This is a genomic window from Planococcus maitriensis (assembly GCF_003289925.1).
Classification (GTDB): Bacteria; Bacillota; Bacilli; order Bacillales_A; family Planococcaceae; genus Planococcus; species Planococcus maitriensis.
On sequence record NZ_QLZQ01000006.1, the window covers coordinates 125,964 to 147,184 of the forward strand.

Genomic DNA, 21,221 nt, shown 5'->3' on the forward strand with positions numbered 1-21,221 from the left:
CATTTTCTCCAGCCTTTTATTATTCAATAATTCTTTTGAAGCCTGGCTGACTTTCTTCTCGCGCCTATCAGCGTTACGAAGGAAACCGTGTAAATCACCAGCAGCACGATTACAGCCGTCACCAGCTGCCCCAATGCCAAAAGCAGAACAAACGCTGCCGCCGCTTGGATCAGCTGAACGGCGAGCACCCAGTTCCACACCGCTTTTTCGCGGCTATGCGTGCTCAATGGGAACAATTGGTCCATGCGGAAATGCTGGGACTGGTTCAGGCCTTGCCATAATTGGATCGTGGAAGCGAACGCCAAGGCCCCGGCAAATAAAGCGATAGCGATTTGGAATGGGATGAGCCAAGCACCGGCCAGGATGATCAGTGTCAAACGCACCCATAAAAAGAACAGCTCATCCGAGCGGATGAAGGTCCGGCTCACCAGATATAAATGGGCATTGGACGTTTTGCTCTTGATCAACCGGTAAATCGGGTTGAGCCATCTGCGTTCCCTGACCTTCCCTTTCAAATGCGGGACGTCAGTGAAATAATTGGCGAACTGGTAAAAGCGCAGCATACGGTTCTCTTCCAATTCGATGAAATGCCCATATGGAAACGCCTTGCCCGCTGCACGGCGCTCCGTCCATTTGCCGTAGAAAATCATCGCGAACAAAAAGACCGCCGAAACAATCATCCATCCGTCGACATACGACCAGGCGAACCCGGCAACGAGCAGGAAGCGGACCACGCGCTCAAGCCAGACATTCTGCCCTTCGCCCGATTTACGCCAGTGGAATTCACTCCTGACGTTCCACCACTTCACGAGCAGCAATAGAATCGGAAAGCCGATCAAATAAGACGATGGCAAGCCGTATAAGGCATTGATAAGCGGCAGGGATACGACGAAGACGACAATCGGCAAATACAGCTGCGACACATAAGTCCAGCGCAGCGCCGGCTTCAAATACTCGTCGAGACGGCTTTCAAGCGGCAATAGATAGACCCCGTCTGCCTGTTTCAATAAGGTCACCGGCGGGCTGTAGGACAATAGCGCCCCGAACAGCACGGCCATCAACAACGCTGCCGGAAACTCCGGCTGGACATTTTGCACCCATTCGCTATAGGCGTAGCCTGCCGCCCCGATGGCGAATAGCATGACCACGGCAATATGGCCGGTGACGATGAATTTTAAATAATTCTGGACTTCAGCGGTATAGCGCCGGAGCCGCTTGTCCCACACTTCATGCAGGTTCTTCATTGTCGTCATCCTCGGTCATCGCAATATACAGGTCATCAAGTGAGGCATCCGGCATGCCAAATGCCTGCCGCAGCTCCGGCATTGTGCCGATCGCCCGCACGCGCCCGTTGTGGAGCAGGATGATGCGGTCGCAATAGCGTTCTGCTGTCGACAGGATATGGGTCGACATGAGCACTGATGCGCCGCTGCGCTTTTGCTGTTCCATCTGGTCAAGCAGCGATTTGATGCCGAGCGGATCGAGCCCGACGAACGGTTCATCGATGATGTACAAATCCGGATCGACAAGAAAAGCACTCATGATCATGACTTTCTGGCGCATCCCTTTCGAGAAATGGGACGGGAACCATTTCAGCCGCTTTTCCATGCGGAATTCCTTCAATAAAGCAGCGGAACGTTGTTCGAAGACTTCCTGCTCCAGGCCATAAGCCATCGCCGTCAGCTCGAGGTGTTCACGCAATGTCAATTCCTCATACAGCACAGGCGTTTCCGGAATATAGGAAAAAGCGGAACGGTAAGCGTCGATGTCTTCCTCGAACGTCCGGCCATTGAGGCGGATCGTCCCGGATTTTGGTTGCATGATGCCGATAATGTGTTTGATGGTCGTACTCTTCCCTGCCCCGTTCAAACCGATCAAACCGACCAATTCACCTTTTTCTATAGAAAAACTCACGTCTTTTAACACAGGCTTTCTCGTATAGCCGCCCGTTAAATTTTCAACTTCCAATATTGCCACTTTCAACACCTCTTTCTTCGTTTCCTATTGTATCAAAACTGTGCGTCGAATTCTTTCGATAAATGGGCCGCTTCATGCATCCGTTCCGGATAAGCTGAGATGAAGAATGACTGGCTCACTGAATATGGTAAACTGAAAAAAGAACGGCCAACCCATTACGGAAAGGATGATTTTATGAGCGATTGCATTTTTTGCAAAATCATTGCTGGGGAAATCCCAAGCGTCAAAGTGTACGAAGATGAACATGTCTATGCATTCATGGACATCATGCCTTTATCGAAAGGGCATACGCTGCTGATCCCGAAAACACACCGCCCGTATGTCTATGACATGACGCCGGAAGAAGCCGGCCAGCTGTTCAGCGTAGCACCGAAAATCGCCAGCGCCATCAAAGAGACCTTCGAACCGGAAGGCATGAACCTGTTGAACAACAACGGCCCAAAAGCCGGCCAAAGCGTGTTCCATTTCCATCTGCATTTCATCCCTCGCTACGGTGCAAGTGATGGATTCGGCGCCAAATGGATGACTAAGGAAAAAGAGTTCACTTCGGAGAAAATCCAGGAACTTGCCGAACAGGTAAAGGACAAGCTAGCCTCTGAGGCTTGATTTTCCACGCTGCAAGAGATAAGATCAACATACGTTTTTCGCCGGCGGCCACGAGGGCACGACCGGGAAAAAGAAACTAGCTTGAGCTGAGGAGAGATGAGAAATGAATACGAAAAATCTTGTGTTAATGGCGCTGCTTGTCAGCGTCGGTGCTACTTTGTACGTGATGATCCCGGGCATCAACGGCGGGATGAAACCTGACTTTATGCTGACGATGATGTTTATCGGCATCCTGCTATTCCGCGACGTGAAAAGCGTCTTTTTGCTCGCTGTCACGACTGGAATTATTTCCGGATTGTTTTCAAGCTTTCCAGGAGGCTTTTTCCCGAACATCATCGATAAATTCGTTACGGCGTTCGTCTTTTTTGCGCTCGTGTCGTTATTGAAAAAACATGCGGCCAAGCTGCCGGTCGGCATTGCGCTTACAGCAATAGGGACGGTGCTGTCAGGCAGCATTTTCCTGTCGGCCGCCATTTTTATCCTTGGCGCCGACATTCCGTTCACGCTTTTGCTTGCAACGGTAGTCATTCCGGCAACTGTCATGAACGGCGCTGCCTTTGCGGTCATGTTCCCGATCGTCACGGGGCTCATGAAGCGCTCGAACTTCCAAAGTTCCACAGCCGCGCAGGCTCGCTAATACTTAAGAACTTTTTATATGATGATTGTTTTATTTACGTGTAGGAATGTATACTTTCATCACTTTAAAAGTTCAACGAGATATTCCAATGTTTGGAGAAGTGTTCGCTCGACTCCTGTGGGACCAGCGGGTTTGAGAGAGCCCGCAGACAATGAATGAGCGAAGCAGTGCTGAGTTCAGTCATTTGCGATGCTCGAACGAAGTGAGAGTTGAGCACAAGGGTTTCGATAGCGGTTGAGGAGGCTCGATTCCCGCCCCACGGAAAGCGAGCGATAAGCTTCGGAAAACATATTTCATGGATTTTCTCTACATCGTCAAATGCCTTTCCCTTTCACAGGGAAAGGCGTTTTTTATTGAATAGCCATTCATTCCATGTTTTAATTAAGTGAAATAAAGGAAAAGAAAGATAGACAACGAAAGGAGCGCTTATACTTATGAAAGTTACGAACTTTTTCGCTGGCCTTGGTGCCGGCCTAATTGCCGGTGCAGCAACAGCCATCCTCTCCACCCCGAAATCCGGTGAGGAAATGCGCACATCCCTTAAATCAAGCGGCTCGGAATGGAAAGGATCGATGAACGAGCTGAAAGCACGGATCAATGAGTTGAAGGAATCGATCAACCACTTGACGGAAGAATCGAAAACACAGGTACCGGAAGCGGTGGATGGCCTGAAAGCTTCCCTCCAATCATGGCAGGAAGGCACAGCCCCGGCAAAAGAGCATTTGCAATTGGAGATCAAAGCGATCCAGAACTCCATCGAGCAGCTGCAGGCAGCAATCAGCAAAGATAAAGACGAAGAAGAGAAAAAGAAAGACAAGCCGACGAAAATCGACCCGAAAAAAGCGGAAGATAACGACGATTCCGAGACAGCTTGACCATCCCTGGTCAGGTTGTTTTTTTTTTGACTAAATTATTTTACTATTCTCACTTTAATTCAGTTTGCTTTATTGCTATAATAAAGAAAATATTTCCGGTGAAAGTTGGTGCTCGTGTGAATGACAAAGAATATACAATGAAAGAAGCTATGCTGTACAGCCAAAGAATTGGGCAATTATCGAAAGCATTATGGAAAGCAGTGGAGAAAGATTGGCAGATGTGGATAAAACCTTATGATTTGAATATTAATGAACATCACATTTTATGGATTTCCTACCATTTGAAGGGTGCCTCCATTTCCGACGTAGCGAAATTCGGGGTCATGCATGTCTCGACGGCATTCAATTTCTCGAAAAAACTAGAAGAACGCCAATTGCTGTCCTTCTCGAAACGCGATACCGATAAACGCAATACATATGTAGAACTGACACAAAAAGGTGAAGAGTTGATGCAGGAGATGATCGAACGTTATCACGATACGCCCCATTCGGTCGTTGACGGCTCGCTCCCACTGCGCAATCTATACGGGAAATTCCCCGAATTCATGGATGTCATGGCCATCATCCGCAATATTTACGGCGATGATTTCATGGAGATTTTCGAAGCTTCATTCAAAAACATCGAGAACCGTTTCAATGAGGAAAACCATGTTCTGACCGAGAATAAAAACGCCTGAAAACACGTTGAAAAATTTTGCCGCAGAAGCTTGCATTCCCCCTAGAAACGTTGTATTGTATGTATCGGCTCATCAACACTATACATCAATGGGAGATACGCATATGCATTGCTGGAAAACTATCAACGTCAAAAAACAATACGGCTCTGACCGCCTATTCTTCATTTCCGCGCTGATCGGCGCCGGGGTTTTCACCAGCTATTACATGCTGTTGGCCATCATGTATGCAGACCCGTTATCCGACCAGAACTTTTTGCTGTTCATGATCGGGATGCTGGCGATCTACCCTATCCATAAACTTTTGCATCTTCTTCCTTTACTCGGAAGCCGCAAATGCCTGAAAATAAGCATGCGCAAACAATTGAAGCTATGCCCGACGATTTCCTTGTATATCAAAGAACCGGTGCGGAAATCCCGCTTTATGCTGGCGCTTGTCGCACCGTTTGCGGTCATCAACACGACCATTATCGCGCTCAGTATCTTGTGGCCGGCCTATAGCCATTATTTCGCCATTTTACTTGCGTACCATAGCGCTTTATCCGTTACGGATTTGATCTATATCCGTAATTTAGCGCGCTCGCCGCGGCACGCGCTCATCGAAGAGACCGATACAGGATTTGAGATCCTGGTGCCGCAGCCAATTGCCTGACCTGCTTTTTTCTTTCCATTTTGCTATAATGGAAGTTAAGGTCAGAGGGGAGGAAACTCATGATAGTCGCATTCGTTGTAATGTTCTCCGTATTTTATCTATTCCAGATCAATCGGATGACATTAGCACTTGTTACATCCCGGGAAATTCCCGAAGAAAACCATGAAAAGATTTTTCGCACCATTAACATACTGATTCTAATCCTGCTCGTTTCATTATATGTCGGGGTTGAATTCACCCCGTAAGCACTTGCCAGGGCAAGTGCTTTTTCTATGGAATCATCGACAATCGCCTACTCTTTGGCGGATTCGCAATTTTTTGGAACTTTTTATTTTTTCATTCGTTTATGATATAGTAACTACGGCATCTATTGAAAATAAACGCAAAAATTGCCCGTTGCACATTGCTTGCGGCTGCCATCCTTTTGCGGAAAATCAACAGCCCACACTTAAAAATTCAACTTAGATTGAAAGAAAGTTAGGAGCGAACATTGATGAAGAAATCAGCCTTTACCCTTTCAATCGCAGCAGCGGTTCTTGCACTTTCCGCTTGCAGCGACAATGGTTCCGATAGCGAAGTGCTCGTCACTTCCGATGCGGGAGATGTAACAAAAGAAGAACTTTACCAGGAAATGAAAACCTCTGTCGGCGACCAAGCCATCCAAATCCTGATGATTGAAAAAGTACTGGGTGCGAACTACGAAGTATCAGACGAAGAAGTCGAAGCCGAGCTTGAAAGCAATAAAGAAGAGATGGGCGAAAACTTCGAACAATTTCTAGCTCAGAACAACCATACAGAAGAAAGCTATAAAAAAGTCATCCGCTTGAACTTACTTCAGGAAAAAGCATTGACGGAAGACGTCGAAGTGACGGATGAAGAAATCGAAGAACAATACGAACGCCAAGGAACTGAACTGAATGCGCGCCATATTCTGGTTGCGGATGAAGAAACAGCCAACGAATTAAAAGCGGAACTTGACGAAGGTGCGGATTTCGCAGAACTAGCGGAAGAACACTCCACTGACCCAGGCTCTGCTGCTAACGGCGGTTCCCTTGACTGGTTCGGCACAGGAGCCATGGTTCCAGAATTCGAAGATGCGGCTTATTCACTAGAAGTCGATGAGATCAGCGAACCCGTCCAATCCCAGCACGGTTTCCACATTATCCAAGTGACCGAAACCCGCGAAGTCGAAGGACAGCAGCCGCTTGAAGACCAGCGCGAAGCTTTACGTTCTGAAATCGCCATGTCCAAAGCGGACCAATCCACGCTGCTCCCGAAAGTCGCAGCTTTGATGGAAGAAGCCAACATCGAAATCAAAGATGAAGAACTTGAAGGCGCGCTTGATGAAATCCTCAACACAGAACCGGCTCCTGAAGAAGGAGCCCCAACTGAAGAAACGGAAGAAACTCCAGCTGAATAAGCAAAACAAGACCCCCGACATCATTGTCGGGGGTCTTTGTGTACTTCTGTATTATAGTTTCGGCTTATAGAATGAGCGGTTGTCGAGCGCGAAGACGCGTTCCGAGAACTCGCCTTCTTTTGTTTTTCCGAGCACGCGGTCGAGCATCATCATTTTTGCATCGATATTGTCGATGTAATGGAGGATTTCCGCCTCTTTTATCATCGGTTTTTTCGGGCTGCCCCATTCTTCTTTTCCATGATGCGACAAAACGATATGTTGGAGGACCATGACTTCTTCCCCTTCGATGCCGAGCTCTTCTGCCGCTTTTGCGATTTCCGTTACCATGATCGAGATATGGCCGAGCAAATTGCCTTCCACGGTATAAGTCGTCGCGACCGGACCTGAAAGTTCAAAAACTTTGCCGATATCGTGGAGGATGATCCCCGAATACAATAAATCCTTGTCAAGGCTTGGATACACTTCGCAAATCGCTTTCCCGAGCTTGAGCATTGAAACGACATGATCCGCAAGGCCAGATACATAGTCGTGGTGATTGCGCGTTGCGGCCGGGAAAGTCAGGAATTGCTGCTGGTATTTCTTCAGGATATGGCGCGTGATGCGCTGGATTTGCGGGTTTTCCATCTCGAACAGGAACTTCGTCACTTCTTCGTGTAATTCATCTGTACTTTGCGCCGCTGAAGGCAAAAACTCGGCGATCGTCAAGTTCTCCTCCGGTTTTGCCGGACGGATGCTTTTGATGCGCAGCTGGTTTTTACCGCGGTAATTATGGATTTCCCCGCCGACTCTGACAATCGTTTCTGCCGCATACATCCGTTCATGTTCGTCTTTCGTATCCCATAGCTTTGCCTCAATGTCTCCGCTCTTGTCCTGCAGAACGAGTGACATGAATGGGTTGCCGGTCGTCGTGACGCCTTTGACCGATTGTTTGATCAGAAGAAAATCATCGACTGTCTCCCCGACAGCGCGGGTTGTAATTCCTTTTGTCATGCTTGGATGCTCCTTTCAGGATTCGCCACGTCGATTTGCTGGGCACTTGGCCAAGCTTGCCGCATCGTTTCGTGGCATGTGAAATAAATGAACTGGTGGTCTGCCTGCAGCTCTTCCACTAATTTTATCACTTGCTGGCTTCTTCGGCGATCAAAATGGACGAACGGATCATCCATGATGATCGGGAACGGATGGGATTCCTTCAAAGAAGACGCCAGTGCAAAGCGCAGTGCCAAATATGCCTGCTCTTTCGTCGCCTGGCTGAGTTCAATGACACGGAAGCGCAAGCCGTCTTTCCGCAGCGCTTCAAAGTTTCCTTCCTGGCTGAGCAGCAAACGCACGTACTCGCCACCCGTCAATTGGGTGAAATACGATTCCGAGAGCGTCAGCACTGCAGGCAGCTTCGTCTCTTTCAATTCGTCCATCATCTGCTTGAACACTTCAACGATCGCACGGTTGACGGCCCACTCCCTGGCCGCATCCTGGAACTCCGCTTTTTTCACTTCCAGTTCCTGAAGTTTCATCGAATGTCCTTCATCCGACAATAAATGTCTCGTCAATTGAAATTTTTCCGCTTGTTCTTCCCATAATGACTGGCGTTCCTCCTGTAATTCATCCAGCTTTTGCCGCGAACGTTCGAGAAATTGTTCTGCAGTATCTTCTTCATCACCGAGCGCAGCGGGCTTTTCCACTTTTCCGATGGCAGAAAGCTGCGATTGGACCACTTGCAATTGTTCTTGCGCAGCTCTTGCTTGTTCCGCCATTTTGGCAGCACGGTAAAATGAATCCTCATTCTCAACTGCTGCCCTTTTGAACAGCTCTTCCGACGCTTCGGAAAGCTTGGCCAATCGTTCGGCACATTTCCTGGATTGTTCCGCCAGCTGCTGGTTTTTCTCGCGGATTTTTCCGGCGTACTGGAGTTTCTGCTGGCGCGTTTCCCATTCAGCACGAAGTACACTGATGGCATTGCCTGCACTTGCGGGTTTTCCGCACACACGCTGCACCTGTTCCAGCCATGCCTGCCGTCCGCTTTCCAATTTCCCGATTTCTTCCGTGATACGCTCCAGCCGGCTTGCGGCTGCATGCACATCACGCAATTTATCGAATAAAGTCAATACAGTAGCGGGTGATGTATCTTCCGGAAAACCGAGCGATTTCAGCAATCTCCGGTATTCCAGCAATTCCTCGCTACTGTCTGTCTGCGGCAGTGCAGCAATTTTCCGCTTGCTTGCTTCGATCGCATCAAACCGTTCATCAAGCCCTTTATCGTATTCCGCTAGCTTCCTGAGCAAAGCTTCATATTCCTCTTCCTGCCCGGCATAGCGTTCCACTAACTCATCATTCGCCGTGTGCGGTGATTTCCTGTCACGCAGCCAGAGCCACACCGATGCGCCGAGTGCCATCGCAGCAAGCAGTCCCGTAAAAGCATCTGCTGAAAGCACAGCGATGATCAAGCCTACCATCCCGATGGCCCCGAGCAGGAATTGCGCAAGGCGGTTATTCGCAGCCGTTCCCGCTTGCCGTTTTTGCTGCACTTTAGCCAATGCCAGTTGCGGCTCGATATCGGCCCATTGTTCTGCGCGCTTCCGCTGTTCTTCGGGGGGCTCTGTATCAAGGTACTGCTTTAGAGCATGTTCGGCTTCTGACAGCCGCTGCCGTTCTTCAGCCAACCGGCGCTGCCCGAAAGCTTGCTCTTGTTCAGCAGTTTGGAGCGCATCCAATACGGTCTTCAATCGCTCTTCCTGTTCGAGCGAGGCGTCCGCATACAGTGCCCGCTCTTGTGTCATTCCGCATAATTTCAATAAGCGCCCGAGCTCATCCTGCAATCGGCTGCGTTCTTCTTTTTTCACTTTCAATGAAGAATTCATTTGATGCCATTCGGCTTCGCGCCCGAGCAGATCCGCTATAGAATCTGTTTCGGGTAGCTCTCCAAGCGGCTCCAAGCGATTGATTTCATTTTCAAGAAAGGCTGATTCTGCCTGTAATTCGTTTTTCTGGTCGAGCAGGCGTTCATACAGGCGGATGCCCGATTCCGGGAAATTCTCCGGGCCGTTTTCCGCCAAACATGCAAGCTGATATTTTCGCGCCAGTAGCGGTGCTGTTTGCTGCCATTTCTCCGCTTCTTTGATATCTTGAACGAGGATGCTCTCGGCATGGTCCAGTTCCGCCAAGCGCTGTTTGATCTGCTCCAGCCGCTCGGTTGCCGGGCGGAAAGTGTCCGCGCGCTGTTTGTATTCACGCAACTCCGATTCCAGCTCACGCAACTCTTCCGTCAAACGGTTGATTAACGGCAATTTCCCGGCTTTCTTGAACAGCTCGCCCATCTCGCGTTCAAGCTGGCTTTCCATTTTTCCCGCCTGGTCGACACCGGCTGTGCCGGAGGACAATAGCGTGCGTGTCAGCTCCTGTTCCGTCATTCGGTCGAGATCCTGGAGTTCATGGACAGAAAATGAATAAATCGCTTCATAAGACGCCCTGTCATATCCTCTTAATAGTTCCGAAAGCTCGGCTTCACCCCCGCGGCGCCCGTCTTCGAACCAAAGCGTCACATCGCCTGCCGATTTGCCGGCTATCCGCTCGATCACGACACGGCCGTAAACGGGATCGCTCAGCTGCAGCTGGCCGCCGTATTTACCGCCGGCTTTCGGTTCATAGCGTTTATGCGGCTGGCTGCGTGCCGAAAAGCCGAAAAGCATCTGCAAGATAAACTGCTGGATGGTCGTTTTGCCCGCTTCGTTCATTCCGTAGAAAATGGCCATCGGCTTGTTCAGCTCGATGGTCCTGTTTTCATGGCGGCCGAAACCGTAAATGATCAGTTTTTCAAGTTTCATCGCTGTTCCTCCAATGCCATCATCTTGCGGATTTTTGCTATCGCTTCCGCCTGCAAATCCTCCTGCAGCCCGCTATTCAGCTGCGGCAGGAAACGGCCGCTTTTCGGGTGGTTGTAAAGCTCCTTCAGAGCCTGTTTCCAGTCGCCCGCCTCCCAACTTTCCAAGCGGCTGGCGAGCTGTTTGCCGAACGGCGATAATTCCGAAGAGAGGCCTTTTTTGTCAAGCTGAACCGTTGAAATATGGACAAAGCGCCGTGGATTGCTGAGCGCTTCGCGTAAAGCATACACAAGCTCTCCATCCGGGATATCTTCAAGCATATGAATCGTTGCTTCATCCAGATTTTGGAGCTCCAGTTCCGCCACGAGCGCCTCAGCGTCATGCGCTTCGATTTGCTCTTTGGCAACGCTGAATAATTCATTCATATGCTGGACGCCACTGCAATCGACCTCGATCCGCTCAAAGCACACTGCTTCTGCTCCAATGAATTCCAATTCGGCATGGCCATCCGTCAGCACGACCTCGTAAAAGCCTTTAGGGCCGGACTCTTTCCTATGGCGCCCTTGCAGGTTCCCGGGATAGACGATCGGTGGATCCAGCGATAATTGCTGCCGCTTATGGATATGGCCGAGCGCCCAGTAATCGTATTTTTTGTCCAGCAATTGCTCCTTGCGAAATGGTGCGTACATAGCGTGCTCCGTGTCGCTTTCCTCAGAGCCGTGGAGCATGCCGATCTGGAAGACACCGGTTTCTTTGACTGGGTAATGTTCGATCATCGATTCCGTGATGTGGCGGCGGCCATAGCTAAACCCGGCAATTTTCACCGTTGCCCCCCCTACTGTCAACGTCACATTCTCTACTCTGTCCTGGAACACATGGACATTTGCCGGCAGGTCGAAACTAGCCGCGCCCCCGCTCAAATGATCGTGGTTGCCATGGCTCAAGAAAACCGGGATGCCCGCTTTATGTAATTGTTCCATGCCCTGCTGGAAACGGTGCTGTGCGCGCAAATTGCGGTCTTCCCCGTCATATACGTCCCCGACAATCAATAAAAAATCAGGGCCGGTTTCAAGCGTATAGGAAATCAGCCGTTCAAAAGCGGCCAACGTGCTGTTCTGCAGTATTTTCCATTGCTCGGCATCAAGCCCTTTCATGCCGCTGAACGGGCTGCCGAGATGCAAATCGGCGCTGTGGATAAATCGGATGCTTGCCATCGTGATCCCCTTTTCAAAAGCGAATATTTGTTCCTATCTTACCATTTCTATAAGTGAAAAAAAACTGCCTGCGGAAACTTCCCACAAGCAGCATCTTCATTATTTCCCGTTGCCGAGCTTAATCGCCCGGCGGATATCCTTCAGCGATTGCGATGAGCCGTACATCAAGACCCCACCCCGGTAGACGCGGGCACCGAACCAGCCGAGTATGCCGATCGTCAACAACATGATCGCAATCGACAAGAGCGGTTCCCATAATGGGATATCGAGCAGGCCGACACGCAAAAACATGACGAGTGGCGCGAAGAAAGGGATATAGGAAGCAATCGTTACATAACCCGCTTCCGGCATGGAAATGCCCGAGAATGAGATGAATGACGCAATGATGATCAAAACCATCATCGGCAGCATCAATTGCTGGACATCCTCTGTCCGGCTGACGAGCGAGCCGAGCAACGCCGCTAGAACGGCATAGAGGAAATAGCCCAGCAAAAAGAACAGGATGGCGTAGAAGAAGGTGCTGAACTTCACTTCGGAAAAGCCCATGACACTGAATACGCCTTCGGTCAGGTCCGAGCCTGAACTTTGGATCGCCAAATAACCGGCAAGCGCGAAAATCATCATCTGCAAAATGCCAAGCGAGCCGATCCCTGCAATTTTCGCAAACATATGCTTAACCGGTGAGACGCTGGAAATCAAGATTTCCATGACGCGCGACGATTTCTCGTTCGCCACTTCCATGGCGATCATATTCGGATAATAAATGACCGCGATATAGATGACCATGATCAAAATATAGACGAGGCCGCGTGCTTGGCTTAACTCTTCCTGCGATTTGGAAGATTCGGCAAGCGCTTCCCGTTCCATTCCAACTGGCGCAAACAACTGGGCAAGCTCCGTTTCTTCCAGCTCCAGCTGCTCGGCAACCCTCGCAGTCTGCAGGTTCTGGAGCGCGTTTTCCAGTTCTGCGGCTTGAGCTGATTCGGTGGCGGACTGCGCTATGTAACGGGCAGTGATTCCGTTATCTCCTTCAAGAACGAGAAAAGCATCCCTGTCGCCTGATTCCACATCCGCCCTCAATTGTTCTTCAGAAAGAGCACTCGCGTCTACTTGGATGGAACTCCCTTGTTGGTTGAGCTGCGCTTGTAAGGCTTCTGTATACTGGCCTGTCTCATCCACCACTTGCAGCGTTTGCTGTGAATTGTCGTTTCCATTAAATGACTCGATGATTGACGGCAAATTGGCCAGCAGGAAAAAGGAGGCGACAACGACCAGCGTGGTGATCATGAACGATTTCGTCATCGCTTTCGTTTTGAATGCCTGTTTGAAAATGATCCAGAAACTATACATGGGCACGCCCCACCTTTTCAATGAAAATCTCTTCGAGGCTCGGCTCTTCTAAAGCAAACTGGCGCACAGGGCCGAGCTCCAAGGCACGGGCGAGCAAGTGTTGGCCGACCGCTTCATCGGCTATGCGGAACACGCCGCCACTCCTCTGAGCGGTAAATTTCTCGACTCCCGGCAATTCGCCAAGCGCAGTGATGTCAGTGTCACTGTGGATACGGACGTTCTGTTTGCCGAATGTGCGCTTCACTTCCCGTATCGAGCCGTGGACGACCAATTTCCCTTTGTCCAAGATGCTCATGTCGTCGCATAATTCTTCGACATGGTCCATGCGGTGGCTGGAAAACACAATGGTCGCCCCTTGCTTTTGAAAATCGAGTATCGCTTTTTTCAACATTTCCACATTGACGGGATCGAGGCCGGAAAACGGCTCATCCAGAATCAATAGTTTCGGGTTATGTAAGAGAGACGCAATCAACTGGATTTTCTGTTGATTGCCTTTCGATAATTCTTCCACTTTCTTATTGGCGTAATGAGGCACTTCAAAACGCTCCAGCCAGTCCTTTGCGCCTTGTTCCGCCTGTTTTTTATCCATGCGCCGGAGCCTTGCCAAATAGACGAGCTGGTCCTGCACTTTCATCTTCGGGTACAAGCCTCGCTCTTCCGGCAAATAACCGATATCCGGGCTGTCTGCATAGCTGATCCGGCGGCCCTGCCATAGCACTTCGCCTTGTGTTGGCGTAAGCAAACCAAGGGCCATTCGGAAAGTCGTCGTCTTGCCCGCCCCGTTCGCACCGAGAAAACCGTGCATCTGCCCTTCGGCTACGTCGAGGGAGATATCGTCCACAGCTGTAAAGCCGCCAAATTGTTTCGTAGCGTTTTTAATCGATAAAGTCATCATTCACTTCCCCTTTCCACCTTTATATACGGCAGTTGCACCGAAATGTTTCAAAATTGCAGGACATTTCCGCATAAACCCTTTATACTTAAACTGAATAACCGTTCAGAAAGGGGTGCCGAACATGAGAACATACAAACTGACTGCATACGAAAAAACCGGCAAGCTGATCGAAGAAGAAACCTTCACTGCCGAGAACGATGACGAGGCAAAAGAAAAAGGGCGCGCGCTGCTCGAAGAAAAAGCGCTGACCGAAAAAACCCATCGTCTCGCATCTCCAGCCGGCAAACTCCTATTGTTCCATACCTAAAAAACACGGCAGTCGCCGTGTTTTTTCTTTTTGTCCTTTTTTCTCCATAGAAAAAAGTATGGCGGGCTTCCGCCATGCTTTTCATTTCCCTTTAAAAGCAGGCTTGCGCTTTTCGACGAAAGCTTGTATGCCTTCGAGATGATCCACGGTTTTACGCATCGCCGATTGCCCCGCTGCTTCGCCTGAGAGCACTTCGTCCAACTCCGAAAGCTTCAAGCCGTGCAGGATTTCCTTCGATTTCAGCATCGCAGCAACCGGGGAGGCCAGCACTTCATGCGCGTATTTCTCCGCCTGCTCCAAGCCCCTGCCTTCCGCCGTCACTTCTTCGATCAATCCTTTGGCGAGGGCATCATGCGCTTTCAGCACTTGCCCTGCCCAAATCAATTGCTTTGCCCGCGGTACGCCGACACGCTCTTTCAGGAAGAAATGGCCGCCCCCGTCCGGAATGAGGCCGATGCCGATGAAGTTCATCGCCAATTTGCTGCTTTCTTCCGCCACCACATGGTCACAGGCAAGTGCCATGCTGAATCCAAGCCCTGCGGAAGCGCCGTGCACAGCCGCAATGGTCACTTGGGGGAGCGTATAAAGCGCTTTTGCCAGGCGGCTGACATCTCCCATGACCGTATCGATATCCATCGGGTTTTCGGGGTCGACCATCTCTTTAATGTCACCCCCCGCAGAAAAGGCCCGTCCCGCCCCGTGGATGATCAGCGCATGCACTGAATGATCATTTTTCAGGCTCTCAAAACAATCTGCGAGCTCTCCCATCATTTTTGCGTTCATTGCATTCATTGAGTCCGGACGGTTCAACGTCAAATACGCCAAACGCCCATCTTTTTTCAGCATAATCGTTTGATACATAAGAAAAAGACACCCTTTCGTAAAAATGAATTAGCATTCATCTTTACGTATTCGGTGTCTTTTCCGTAAATCCTTTTTTTGGCCTGAATTACATGCTTTCGTAGAGTGATTGAACCGGCTTGATCAATACGCGGTTCACTTCTTCGATCATTTGGCTAAGGCCCATTTCAGCTTCGAGCATCGTCAGGATCTTTTGGTTTTCCTGAGCGGCTTGGGCTGTCGCTTGAGCGCCCATCATTTCTTCTTCCGTGATTTCTTCGCCTTGCTGCTGTTTTTGCTGCAAAGTGACTTGCAAATCGCGGAACTTCTTGAACAGTTCGTTTGCTTCGCTGTCCGCTGTTACTTCTGCAACTGCTTGCTCGAGTTTTTGGAACTCCTCTGTTGAACGGAATGTTGATTCCAATTTGTTGATGTCGTCATAAATGTTTACTGCCATGTAAATCTCTCCTCTACCCTAAATTCAGCACCGTGACGAGCAAACCCTGGAGTATGCCGATGAAGCCCCCCAGAAATGCGCCCAGTACCGTGATCATCTTGAATTCTCTCCGTGAAATCCCGAGCACCAATTCTTCCAATCGGCTGAGCGGCAGAGAATCGACTTGCTGTCTGACCATATTCTCCATGTCGATTTTCAATATGGCCTCTTCTAGCTTCTGCTCTCCCATTTCAAACGCGAAGTCCGTAATGAGAGGCGTAATATTGACACTTGTCCATTCTAACCCTGCAGGCCATGTCTCTGCAAGTGATGCGTCCAGCCTGTCGGAGATCCTTGCCTGGTCGCGGACATATTGCTTGATGGCAAGCATCGCCGGCTCTGCATCAAATTCCTTCAACAGCTCATCAGCCTGCTTGTCCTGCAGCTTCTCCCATTCGCGGAATGCCAAGGTGCCGAGCAGCTCGAAAGTTTTCGGGGAATTGAGGAATTTGATGATCTCCGACTGGGTCTTATTCGTGATCGACTGGGAATCGCCGAACAGATTATGGAGCACTGTGCCGAAGCGGCCGCGCGATACCAAAAATTCATCCAACAAGCTCTTGACGGTCTGGCGCCCTGCCGGGGAGGCGAAATAATCCGTCCCTCTGCCGATAGCGTATTTGACGCCATCGAAAATCTTCTCCTCTATTCCGGGCTTCCAAGCTTCCGGAAGCAGCTCCCGGACGGTTTTCCCTGCAATATACGATTCGGCGGCGTCACGGTTGCGGTCGACCAATCCGTCGAGTTTCGCTTCGATTTTACGGTCGATCTCTTTTTGGTTGGCGAGATCCAGCCACTCATTGAAGGTGCGGGGCGAGGAAAACAGATGCTGGTCCAATTGGCGATTCAGCCAATTCTCGGTTTTCTTATGCATTGCTTCATTGAAAAAGCGTTTTTTGAAAGTTTCTGGCGTCAGTAGATGTTCGACGACGGTGCGGCCGAGCTGGCGCGATAATTCATCCCGGCGCTTCGGAATCAGCCCGGGCGTAAACGGCAGGCGGAACTTGCCGATGTATTTCGCTTCGTATGGCCAGAATAGCATTTTGATGGCCAAATGGTTGGTCATGCCGCCGATCAAGGCGCCGATGAACGCCATCAGCATTAATGTCAGTAGGATATTCAATTAAGGTCACTCATTTCTTCTTTGTCTATTGCGCCGCTTCCCCTATAATGGAAAGAGACGATCAAAGGGGGATTCCAATGCTGCAGCATTTCAAATTCAAGCCGATGTTCGAAGACAGCCGGCTGCCCGGCTGGAACATCTCATTCTTTTACCGCAATGAACGCATTCGCGGCGAGTATCATCCGGACGGGTCGATTGTTTGGCAATCCGCTCCGCCGCAGGACGAGGAAGCCATCAAGAAGATGGTCCATGAGCTGATGCTCTATCATGTATACGATTGAAGCGCCGGAAAAGTTCCGGCGCTTTTTCTATGGCTATGCCGTAGCTATATTATAAAGATAGAGCTGCCGGTTTCACAACAATAGCGAATTGCTTCCCTAAAAAAGAAAAGGGATGGCCCCTTACCCGACGTTCTGGGTAGTGGCCATCCCTGATTGGATGCGGTACATTTGGCGGTAAATGCCGTCGCGCTCCATCAATTGGTCATGCGTGCCGGATTCAGCGATTTCGCCCCGGTCAAGCACCAAGATGCGGTCTGCATTCTTGATGGTCGACAAACGGTGGGCGATGATGAACGTCGTCCGGCCTTTCTTCAATACATCCATCGCATGCTGGATGATTTCCTCTGTTTCGGTGTCGATATTGGATGTGGCTTCATCCAGGATCAAAATTGCCGGATCGAATGCCAGTGCCCGGGCAAATGACACGAGTTGGCGCTGTCCGGAAGAAAGCGTGCTGCCTTTTTCCACCACCGGCTCATCGATGCCATTCGGCAAATGCTTCGTGACGCGCTCGCCGCCGACAGCCGCAAGTGCCGCTTCCGCTTTTTCACGGCTCACGCGGTCATCCCCAAGCGTGATATTGGATTCGATCGTGCCGGTGAATAAATACGGGTCCTGCAGTACGATGCCCATATGTTCACGCACTGCCTGCCTCGGCAGATCCTTGACGTTGACACCGTCGATTAAAATCTGCCCTTTTGTCGCGTCGTAGAAACGGAACAGCAAGTTCATGATCGAACTTTTCCCTGATCCCGTATGGCCGACAAGTGCAACAGTCTCCCCTTGTTTCGCTTCGAAAGACAAATCCTTAAGCACATATTCTTCATCTTTATACGCAAACCAGACACTTTCAAAGCTCACATTACCTTGGTAGCGTTCGACCCGCTCATCGCTGACCGGTTCCCCGGGGCGGTCGAGCAAGCGGAACACGCGCTCAGCTGCTACGAGTGATTGTTCCAGACGGCTGAATTGGTTGACGATGCCGCTGATCGGGTTGAACAGGCGGATGATGTAATCGACAAATGCGTACAGCACTCCTACTGTGACGACCGTGTTACCGGTCATGGAAGCCCCGCCGAAATACCAGATGAATAGAACGAAGATCATCGAGCGCAAGACGCCGACCATATTATGCGAGGCGGCGGCTTCCAGCACCAATAATTTCTGCTGGAATTTGAAGTGCTTTTGGTTGAGCTCTTCAAACTCGCCTTTCATCTGCTTCTCGCGGCGGAACGCCTGGATAATGCTCATGCCTTGAATTGACTCATTGATCATGGCATTCATCTCACTGACTTTTTCACGGACGATATGGTTGAAGTTCGAAGCATACTTCCGGTAAATGAGCATCCATGCATACAAGAGCGGCACGAGCACGAATGCAATCGCCGCCATGCGCCAATCCAGATAGAAAAGGGCCGCATATATCCCTGCCATATACATGAAGCTGGTCGCGAATTGCGCAAGTACCGTGACAAATAACTCACGGATCGCTTCGGTGTCGTTGGTGATGCGCGCGACCACTTTCCCTGCCGGCAAATTATCGAAATAGCTGATCGGCAAGCGTTGGACATGTTCAAAGACATCGGTCCTCATTTTACGGATGACGCGGTTCGCGCCTTTTTGCAGCAAGATATACTGCAAATAGCGGAATACTGCCGTGACGGCCGACAAGCCGAAGAACAAGGCCAAAAGCTGTGCGATCGGGCCGAATTCAATGGCCCCGGCACCCGAGATATGTTCATCGATGATTTCTTTGGCAATCAGCGGCGCTGCGAGGTCGGCGGCTACCGCGACTGCGAGGAACACCAAGCCCCAGATGATGACGCTCTTGAATTGCAATGCATAATTCGTTAATCGTTTTCCTGTTCCCATCTTATTGCACCTCCCCGATTTGCTGGCGGAGGAATTGTTCATGATACCAGCCTTGTTTTGCCACTAATTTCTCGTGCGTGCCTTCTTCGATGATGCGCCCATCATCCAGCACGACGATCCAATCGGCGTGTTTGACGGCAGACAACCGGTGCGTCGTGATGATCGTCGTCTTGCCTGCCCGTTCGCGTTGGATGTTCTCGATGATTTTGGCTTCCGTCTTGGCATCGACTGCCGAGAGGGAATCATCCAAAATGAGGATTTCCGGATTTTTGATAATCGCCCGCGCAATCGAAATGCGTTGCTTTTGCCCCCCTGAAAGCGCGACGCCTTTTTCGCCAACTAGCGTCTCGAGACCGTTCGGCAGCATCGCTAAATCTTTTTCGAAATAGGACAGCTTGATCGCCTGGGACACTTCCTCTTCCGTCGCATCCGCTTTTCCGAACAGGATGTTCTCCAGGATGGTCCGTGAAAATAGGACGTGGTCCTGCGGCACATAGCCGACCCAATCGCGCAATTGCGCTTTGCTTAGTTCATTGATTTCGATGCCGTTCATCGTCAAGGAACCTTCACCTGTCGGGTATTCCTTTAGCAGCTGCTTGACGAAAGTCGTTTTGCCGCTTCCCGTCTTGCCGACGATGCCGAGCGTCTGCCCGCTGTTCATCGATAAATTGATGCCTTGCAGGTTGATCGAGGTCGACTGTGGGTACGTGAAACCGAAATCGCGGAAGCCGATACGTTCCGGAAGCCCGGTTTCTTTTACCATTTTCGGATCGACAACGTCTTCTTCGTAATCCAAGGTTTCATTGACGCGGTCGATCGATGCATTGCCGCGCTGCAGGATATTGATCAATTCCCCGATCGCGAACATCGGCCAGACGATCATGCCGAGATAGACGTTGAAGGCGACCAAATCACCCAAGGTCATCGTTCCTTCAGAAACGAGGAAAGCGCCGTAGCCTAGTCCGATGACATAACTGATGCCTGTCAGCACTTTCGTGACTGGCGCGAACAGCGCATCGATGCGCTCGACCGCCATGTTCTTTTCATACACATCCTGCGTCATTTCCTGGAATTCCTTCTCAGATGAACGTTCCTGCACATATGCCCGAACGACGCGGACGCCGCCGACCGATTCCAAAACGCTGTCGTTCATATCCCCGAAGGCGTCCTGCGCCAAGGTGTAGCGCTCGTGTATTTTCTTGCCGAGCAATTGGACGACAATCGCGAGCACCGGCAATGGCAAAATGGCCAAAAACGTCAATTCCCATGACACGAGAATCCCCATCGCCACGATGATTGTCGCCATGTATAAAGTCGAGTCGACAAGCGTCAAGATCCCGAATCCTGCCGTCTCGGAAATCGCCTTCAAATCATTGGTCGAACGGGCCATCAAATCCCCCGTCCGGTTCTTCTCATAGAAGGTCGGCGTCATCTTGAGGAAATGCCCCATCAAGCTCGAGCGCAATTGCCGCTCGATAACGTAAGCCCCTCCGAACAATTGGTATTGCCAAATGAAATTGATGACATAAGCGAGCACCATCGCCACAAGTAAAACAACGACATACTGCCAGAGCAGTTCACTCGTCAACTCCTGCTGTGCAATTGCGTCGATGGCCACACCGATCAGCCACGGCGGCACGATCTCGAGTATATTCGCTACAAATAAGAGCACCACTGCGCTCGTATAGCGCAGCCAATTTTCTTTAAAAAACCATTTCAATTTCCATAAAACATCAAACATACATTACGCCTTCTTTCCATTTTCAATTTCGCTAATCGCCTTCAAGCGATTCCTTGATGATTATTTTTTTCACATGACGCTTTTCCATAATGCCTATCTCCCTTAATTTAAATTTTTTATTTAAGCAGCAAAGCTGTTTAAACCGCACAAAAAAGCGCATACCTGTTTTCAGGCATGCGCTCTTGAAAATAGGACTGGATGCACAGACCCACCCCGAATATTTCTAGTCACGAAGTAATTGGCAATTAAAAAAATTCGGAGAGCCTGGCAATGCTATGCAATTGGTTTGTAACGCCATTTGAATCTTTTTCATTGCCCAAACCTCCTTTTCCAATTATTTGTTAGTTCAAGAGTACCACTCGTTTTTTTGAATTGTCAAGCTATTTCGAATCAAAAATACAATTCAGCCAAAAGTCGTACAGCTGTACTTGGCTACTGTCTGT

21 protein-coding genes are annotated in these 21,221 nt (G+C 50.0%); 9 read left to right on the top strand and 12 right to left on the bottom strand.

What is annotated here, in order from left to right; all coding sequences use genetic code 11:
* Nucleotides 1-23 precede the first annotated feature (23 nt).
* Together DP119_RS13105 and DP119_RS13110 are read right to left on the bottom strand one after the other, a co-directional pair.
* Complete coding sequence (locus tag DP119_RS13105; RefSeq protein ID WP_112233601.1) at nucleotides 24-1,244, bottom strand: ABC transporter permease; 1,221 nt, start codon at nucleotides 1,242-1,244, stop codon at nucleotides 24-26.
* Nucleotides 1,228-1,977, bottom strand: coding sequence for an ABC transporter ATP-binding protein (locus tag DP119_RS13110; RefSeq protein WP_112233602.1), 750 nt, complete (start codon nucleotides 1,975-1,977; stop codon nucleotides 1,228-1,230). The genes DP119_RS13105 and DP119_RS13110 overlap by 17 nt, the downstream gene beginning before the upstream one ends.
* Nucleotides 1,978-2,151: 174 nt before the next feature.
* Here DP119_RS13110 and DP119_RS13115 point away from each other — a divergent pair, with 174 nt between their 5' ends.
* The 7 genes from DP119_RS13115 (at nucleotide 2,152) to DP119_RS13145 (ending at nucleotide 6,841) form a co-directional block, all read left to right on the top strand.
* Complete coding sequence (locus DP119_RS13115) at nucleotides 2,152-2,583, top strand: HIT family protein (RefSeq protein WP_112233644.1); 432 nt, start codon at nucleotides 2,152-2,154, stop codon at nucleotides 2,581-2,583.
* 103 nt (nucleotides 2,584-2,686) lie between these two features.
* Complete coding sequence (locus tag DP119_RS13120) at nucleotides 2,687-3,220, top strand: tryptophan transporter (RefSeq protein ID WP_112233603.1); 534 nt, start codon at nucleotides 2,687-2,689, stop codon at nucleotides 3,218-3,220.
* Between the two features lie 434 nt (nucleotides 3,221-3,654).
* A complete protein-coding gene (locus DP119_RS13125; protein ID WP_112233604.1) occupies nucleotides 3,655-4,095 on the top strand; it encodes a YtxH domain-containing protein in 441 nt (146 codons plus the stop codon).
* Nucleotides 4,096-4,211: 116 nt separating this feature from the next.
* Nucleotides 4,212-4,772 (top strand): HTH-type transcriptional regulator Hpr, encoded by a 561-nt coding sequence (locus DP119_RS13130; protein WP_112233645.1) that lies wholly within the window; start codon nucleotides 4,212-4,214, stop codon nucleotides 4,770-4,772.
* A 103-nt stretch (nucleotides 4,773-4,875) separates the two neighbouring features.
* On the top strand, nucleotides 4,876-5,421 hold the full coding sequence (locus tag DP119_RS13135) for a DUF3267 domain-containing protein (RefSeq protein WP_112233605.1): 546 nt from the start codon (nucleotides 4,876-4,878) through the stop codon (nucleotides 5,419-5,421).
* Nucleotides 5,422-5,480: 59 nt separating this feature from the next.
* Complete coding sequence (locus DP119_RS16005) at nucleotides 5,481-5,666, top strand: hypothetical protein (protein ID WP_068868672.1); 186 nt, start codon at nucleotides 5,481-5,483, stop codon at nucleotides 5,664-5,666.
* A 248-nt stretch (nucleotides 5,667-5,914) separates the two neighbouring features.
* The gene (locus tag DP119_RS13145) at nucleotides 5,915-6,841 is read left to right on the top strand and encodes a peptidylprolyl isomerase (protein WP_112233606.1); all 927 of its coding nucleotides are present in this window, start codon (nucleotides 5,915-5,917) and stop codon (nucleotides 6,839-6,841) included.
* A gap of 51 nt (nucleotides 6,842-6,892) precedes the next feature.
* On the opposite strand, the gene yhaM is transcribed toward DP119_RS13145, so the two are convergent.
* From yhaM to DP119_RS13170, 5 genes are all read right to left on the bottom strand, one after another.
* Complete coding sequence (gene yhaM, locus DP119_RS13150) at nucleotides 6,893-7,831, bottom strand: 3'-5' exoribonuclease YhaM (RefSeq protein ID WP_112233607.1); 939 nt, start codon at nucleotides 7,829-7,831, stop codon at nucleotides 6,893-6,895.
* On the bottom strand, nucleotides 7,828-10,662 hold the full coding sequence (locus DP119_RS13155) for an ATP-binding protein (protein ID WP_112233608.1): 2,835 nt from the start codon (nucleotides 10,660-10,662) through the stop codon (nucleotides 7,828-7,830). The genes yhaM and DP119_RS13155 overlap by 4 nt, the downstream gene beginning before the upstream one ends.
* Nucleotides 10,659-11,873 (bottom strand): metallophosphoesterase family protein, encoded by a 1,215-nt coding sequence (locus DP119_RS13160; RefSeq protein ID WP_112233609.1) that lies wholly within the window; start codon nucleotides 11,871-11,873, stop codon nucleotides 10,659-10,661. The genes DP119_RS13155 and DP119_RS13160 overlap by 4 nt, the downstream gene beginning before the upstream one ends.
* Nucleotides 11,874-11,972: 99 nt before the next feature.
* Entirely contained in the window at nucleotides 11,973-13,223 is a 1,251-nt protein-coding gene (locus DP119_RS13165) for an ABC transporter permease (RefSeq protein WP_112233610.1), read from the bottom strand.
* The gene (locus DP119_RS13170; RefSeq protein WP_112233611.1) at nucleotides 13,216-14,115 is read right to left on the bottom strand and encodes an ABC transporter ATP-binding protein; all 900 of its coding nucleotides are present in this window, start codon (nucleotides 14,113-14,115) and stop codon (nucleotides 13,216-13,218) included. The genes DP119_RS13165 and DP119_RS13170 overlap by 8 nt, the downstream gene beginning before the upstream one ends.
* 124 nt (nucleotides 14,116-14,239) lie before the next feature.
* On the opposite strand from DP119_RS13170, the gene DP119_RS13175 reads away from it, so the two are divergent.
* Entirely contained in the window at nucleotides 14,240-14,425 is a 186-nt protein-coding gene (locus tag DP119_RS13175; RefSeq protein ID WP_112233612.1) for a YhzD family protein, read from the top strand.
* A gap of 81 nt (nucleotides 14,426-14,506) precedes the next feature.
* Here DP119_RS13175 and DP119_RS13180 read toward each other — a convergent pair whose 3' ends face one another.
* The 3 genes from DP119_RS13180 to DP119_RS13190 all read right to left on the bottom strand — a co-directional run bounded on the left by DP119_RS13180 (nucleotide 14,507) and on the right by DP119_RS13190 (nucleotide 16,884).
* A complete protein-coding gene (locus DP119_RS13180; RefSeq protein WP_112233613.1) occupies nucleotides 14,507-15,286 on the bottom strand; it encodes an enoyl-CoA hydratase in 780 nt (259 codons plus the stop codon).
* Between the two features lie 88 nt (nucleotides 15,287-15,374).
* Entirely contained in the window at nucleotides 15,375-15,722 is a 348-nt protein-coding gene (locus tag DP119_RS13185; RefSeq protein WP_112233614.1) for a YlbF family regulator, read from the bottom strand.
* A gap of 13 nt (nucleotides 15,723-15,735) precedes the next feature.
* Entirely contained in the window at nucleotides 15,736-16,884 is a 1,149-nt protein-coding gene (locus DP119_RS13190; protein ID WP_240616438.1) for a DUF445 domain-containing protein, read from the bottom strand.
* 77 nt (nucleotides 16,885-16,961) lie between these two features.
* Here DP119_RS13190 and DP119_RS13195 point away from each other — a divergent pair, with 77 nt between their 5' ends.
* Entirely contained in the window at nucleotides 16,962-17,165 is a 204-nt protein-coding gene (locus DP119_RS13195) for a YheE family protein (protein WP_058381306.1), read from the top strand.
* A gap of 120 nt (nucleotides 17,166-17,285) precedes the next feature.
* Here DP119_RS13195 and DP119_RS13200 read toward each other — a convergent pair whose 3' ends face one another.
* Nucleotides 17,286-19,037, bottom strand: a complete 1,752-nt coding sequence (locus DP119_RS13200) for an ABC transporter ATP-binding protein (protein ID WP_112233615.1) — start codon at nucleotides 19,035-19,037, stop codon at nucleotides 17,286-17,288.
* Nucleotide 19,038: 1 nt separating this feature from the next.
* Nucleotides 19,039-20,778, bottom strand: a complete 1,740-nt coding sequence (locus DP119_RS13205) for an ABC transporter ATP-binding protein (protein ID WP_112233616.1) — start codon at nucleotides 20,776-20,778, stop codon at nucleotides 19,039-19,041.
* Nucleotides 20,779-21,221: the final 443 nt, after the last annotated feature.

What these genes read in the sequence shown, in the direction of transcription:
- DP119_RS13160 (WP_112233609.1), bottom strand. Translation starts at nt 11,873, where the DNA reads ATGGCAAGCATCCGATTTATCCACAGCGCCGATTTGCATCTCGGCAGC.
- DP119_RS13155 (WP_112233608.1), bottom strand. Translation starts at nt 10,662, where the DNA reads ATGAAACTTGAAAAACTGATCATTTACGGTTTCGGCCGCCATGAAAAC.
- DP119_RS13185 (WP_112233614.1), bottom strand. Translation starts at nt 15,722, where the DNA reads ATGGCAGTAAACATTTATGACGACATCAACAAATTGGAATCAACATTC.
- DP119_RS13105 (WP_112233601.1), bottom strand. Translation starts at nt 1,244, where the DNA reads ATGAAGAACCTGCATGAAGTGTGGGACAAGCGGCTCCGGCGCTATACC.
- DP119_RS13120 (WP_112233603.1), top strand. Translation starts at nt 2,687, where the DNA reads ATGAATACGAAAAATCTTGTGTTAATGGCGCTGCTTGTCAGCGTCGGT.
- DP119_RS13175 (WP_112233612.1), top strand. Translation starts at nt 14,240, where the DNA reads ATGAGAACATACAAACTGACTGCATACGAAAAAACCGGCAAGCTGATC.
- DP119_RS13200 (WP_112233615.1), bottom strand. Translation starts at nt 19,037, where the DNA reads ATGGGAACAGGAAAACGATTAACGAATTATGCATTGCAATTCAAGAGC.
- DP119_RS13205 (WP_112233616.1), bottom strand. Translation starts at nt 20,778, where the DNA reads ATGTTTGATGTTTTATGGAAATTGAAATGGTTTTTTAAAGAAAATTGG.
- DP119_RS16005 (WP_068868672.1), top strand. Translation starts at nt 5,481, where the DNA reads ATGATAGTCGCATTCGTTGTAATGTTCTCCGTATTTTATCTATTCCAG.
- DP119_RS13125 (WP_112233604.1), top strand. Translation starts at nt 3,655, where the DNA reads ATGAAAGTTACGAACTTTTTCGCTGGCCTTGGTGCCGGCCTAATTGCC.
- DP119_RS13170 (WP_112233611.1), bottom strand. Translation starts at nt 14,115, where the DNA reads ATGACTTTATCGATTAAAAACGCTACGAAACAATTTGGCGGCTTTACA.
- DP119_RS13180 (WP_112233613.1), bottom strand. Translation starts at nt 15,286, where the DNA reads ATGTATCAAACGATTATGCTGAAAAAAGATGGGCGTTTGGCGTATTTG.
- DP119_RS13145 (WP_112233606.1), top strand. Translation starts at nt 5,915, where the DNA reads ATGAAGAAATCAGCCTTTACCCTTTCAATCGCAGCAGCGGTTCTTGCA.
- DP119_RS13135 (WP_112233605.1), top strand. Translation starts at nt 4,876, where the DNA reads ATGCATTGCTGGAAAACTATCAACGTCAAAAAACAATACGGCTCTGAC.
- DP119_RS13115 (WP_112233644.1), top strand. Translation starts at nt 2,152, where the DNA reads ATGAGCGATTGCATTTTTTGCAAAATCATTGCTGGGGAAATCCCAAGC.
- yhaM (WP_112233607.1), bottom strand. Translation starts at nt 7,831, where the DNA reads ATGACAAAAGGAATTACAACCCGCGCTGTCGGGGAGACAGTCGATGAT.
- DP119_RS13165 (WP_112233610.1), bottom strand. Translation starts at nt 13,223, where the DNA reads ATGTATAGTTTCTGGATCATTTTCAAACAGGCATTCAAAACGAAAGCG.
- DP119_RS13195 (WP_058381306.1), top strand. Translation starts at nt 16,962, where the DNA reads ATGCTGCAGCATTTCAAATTCAAGCCGATGTTCGAAGACAGCCGGCTG.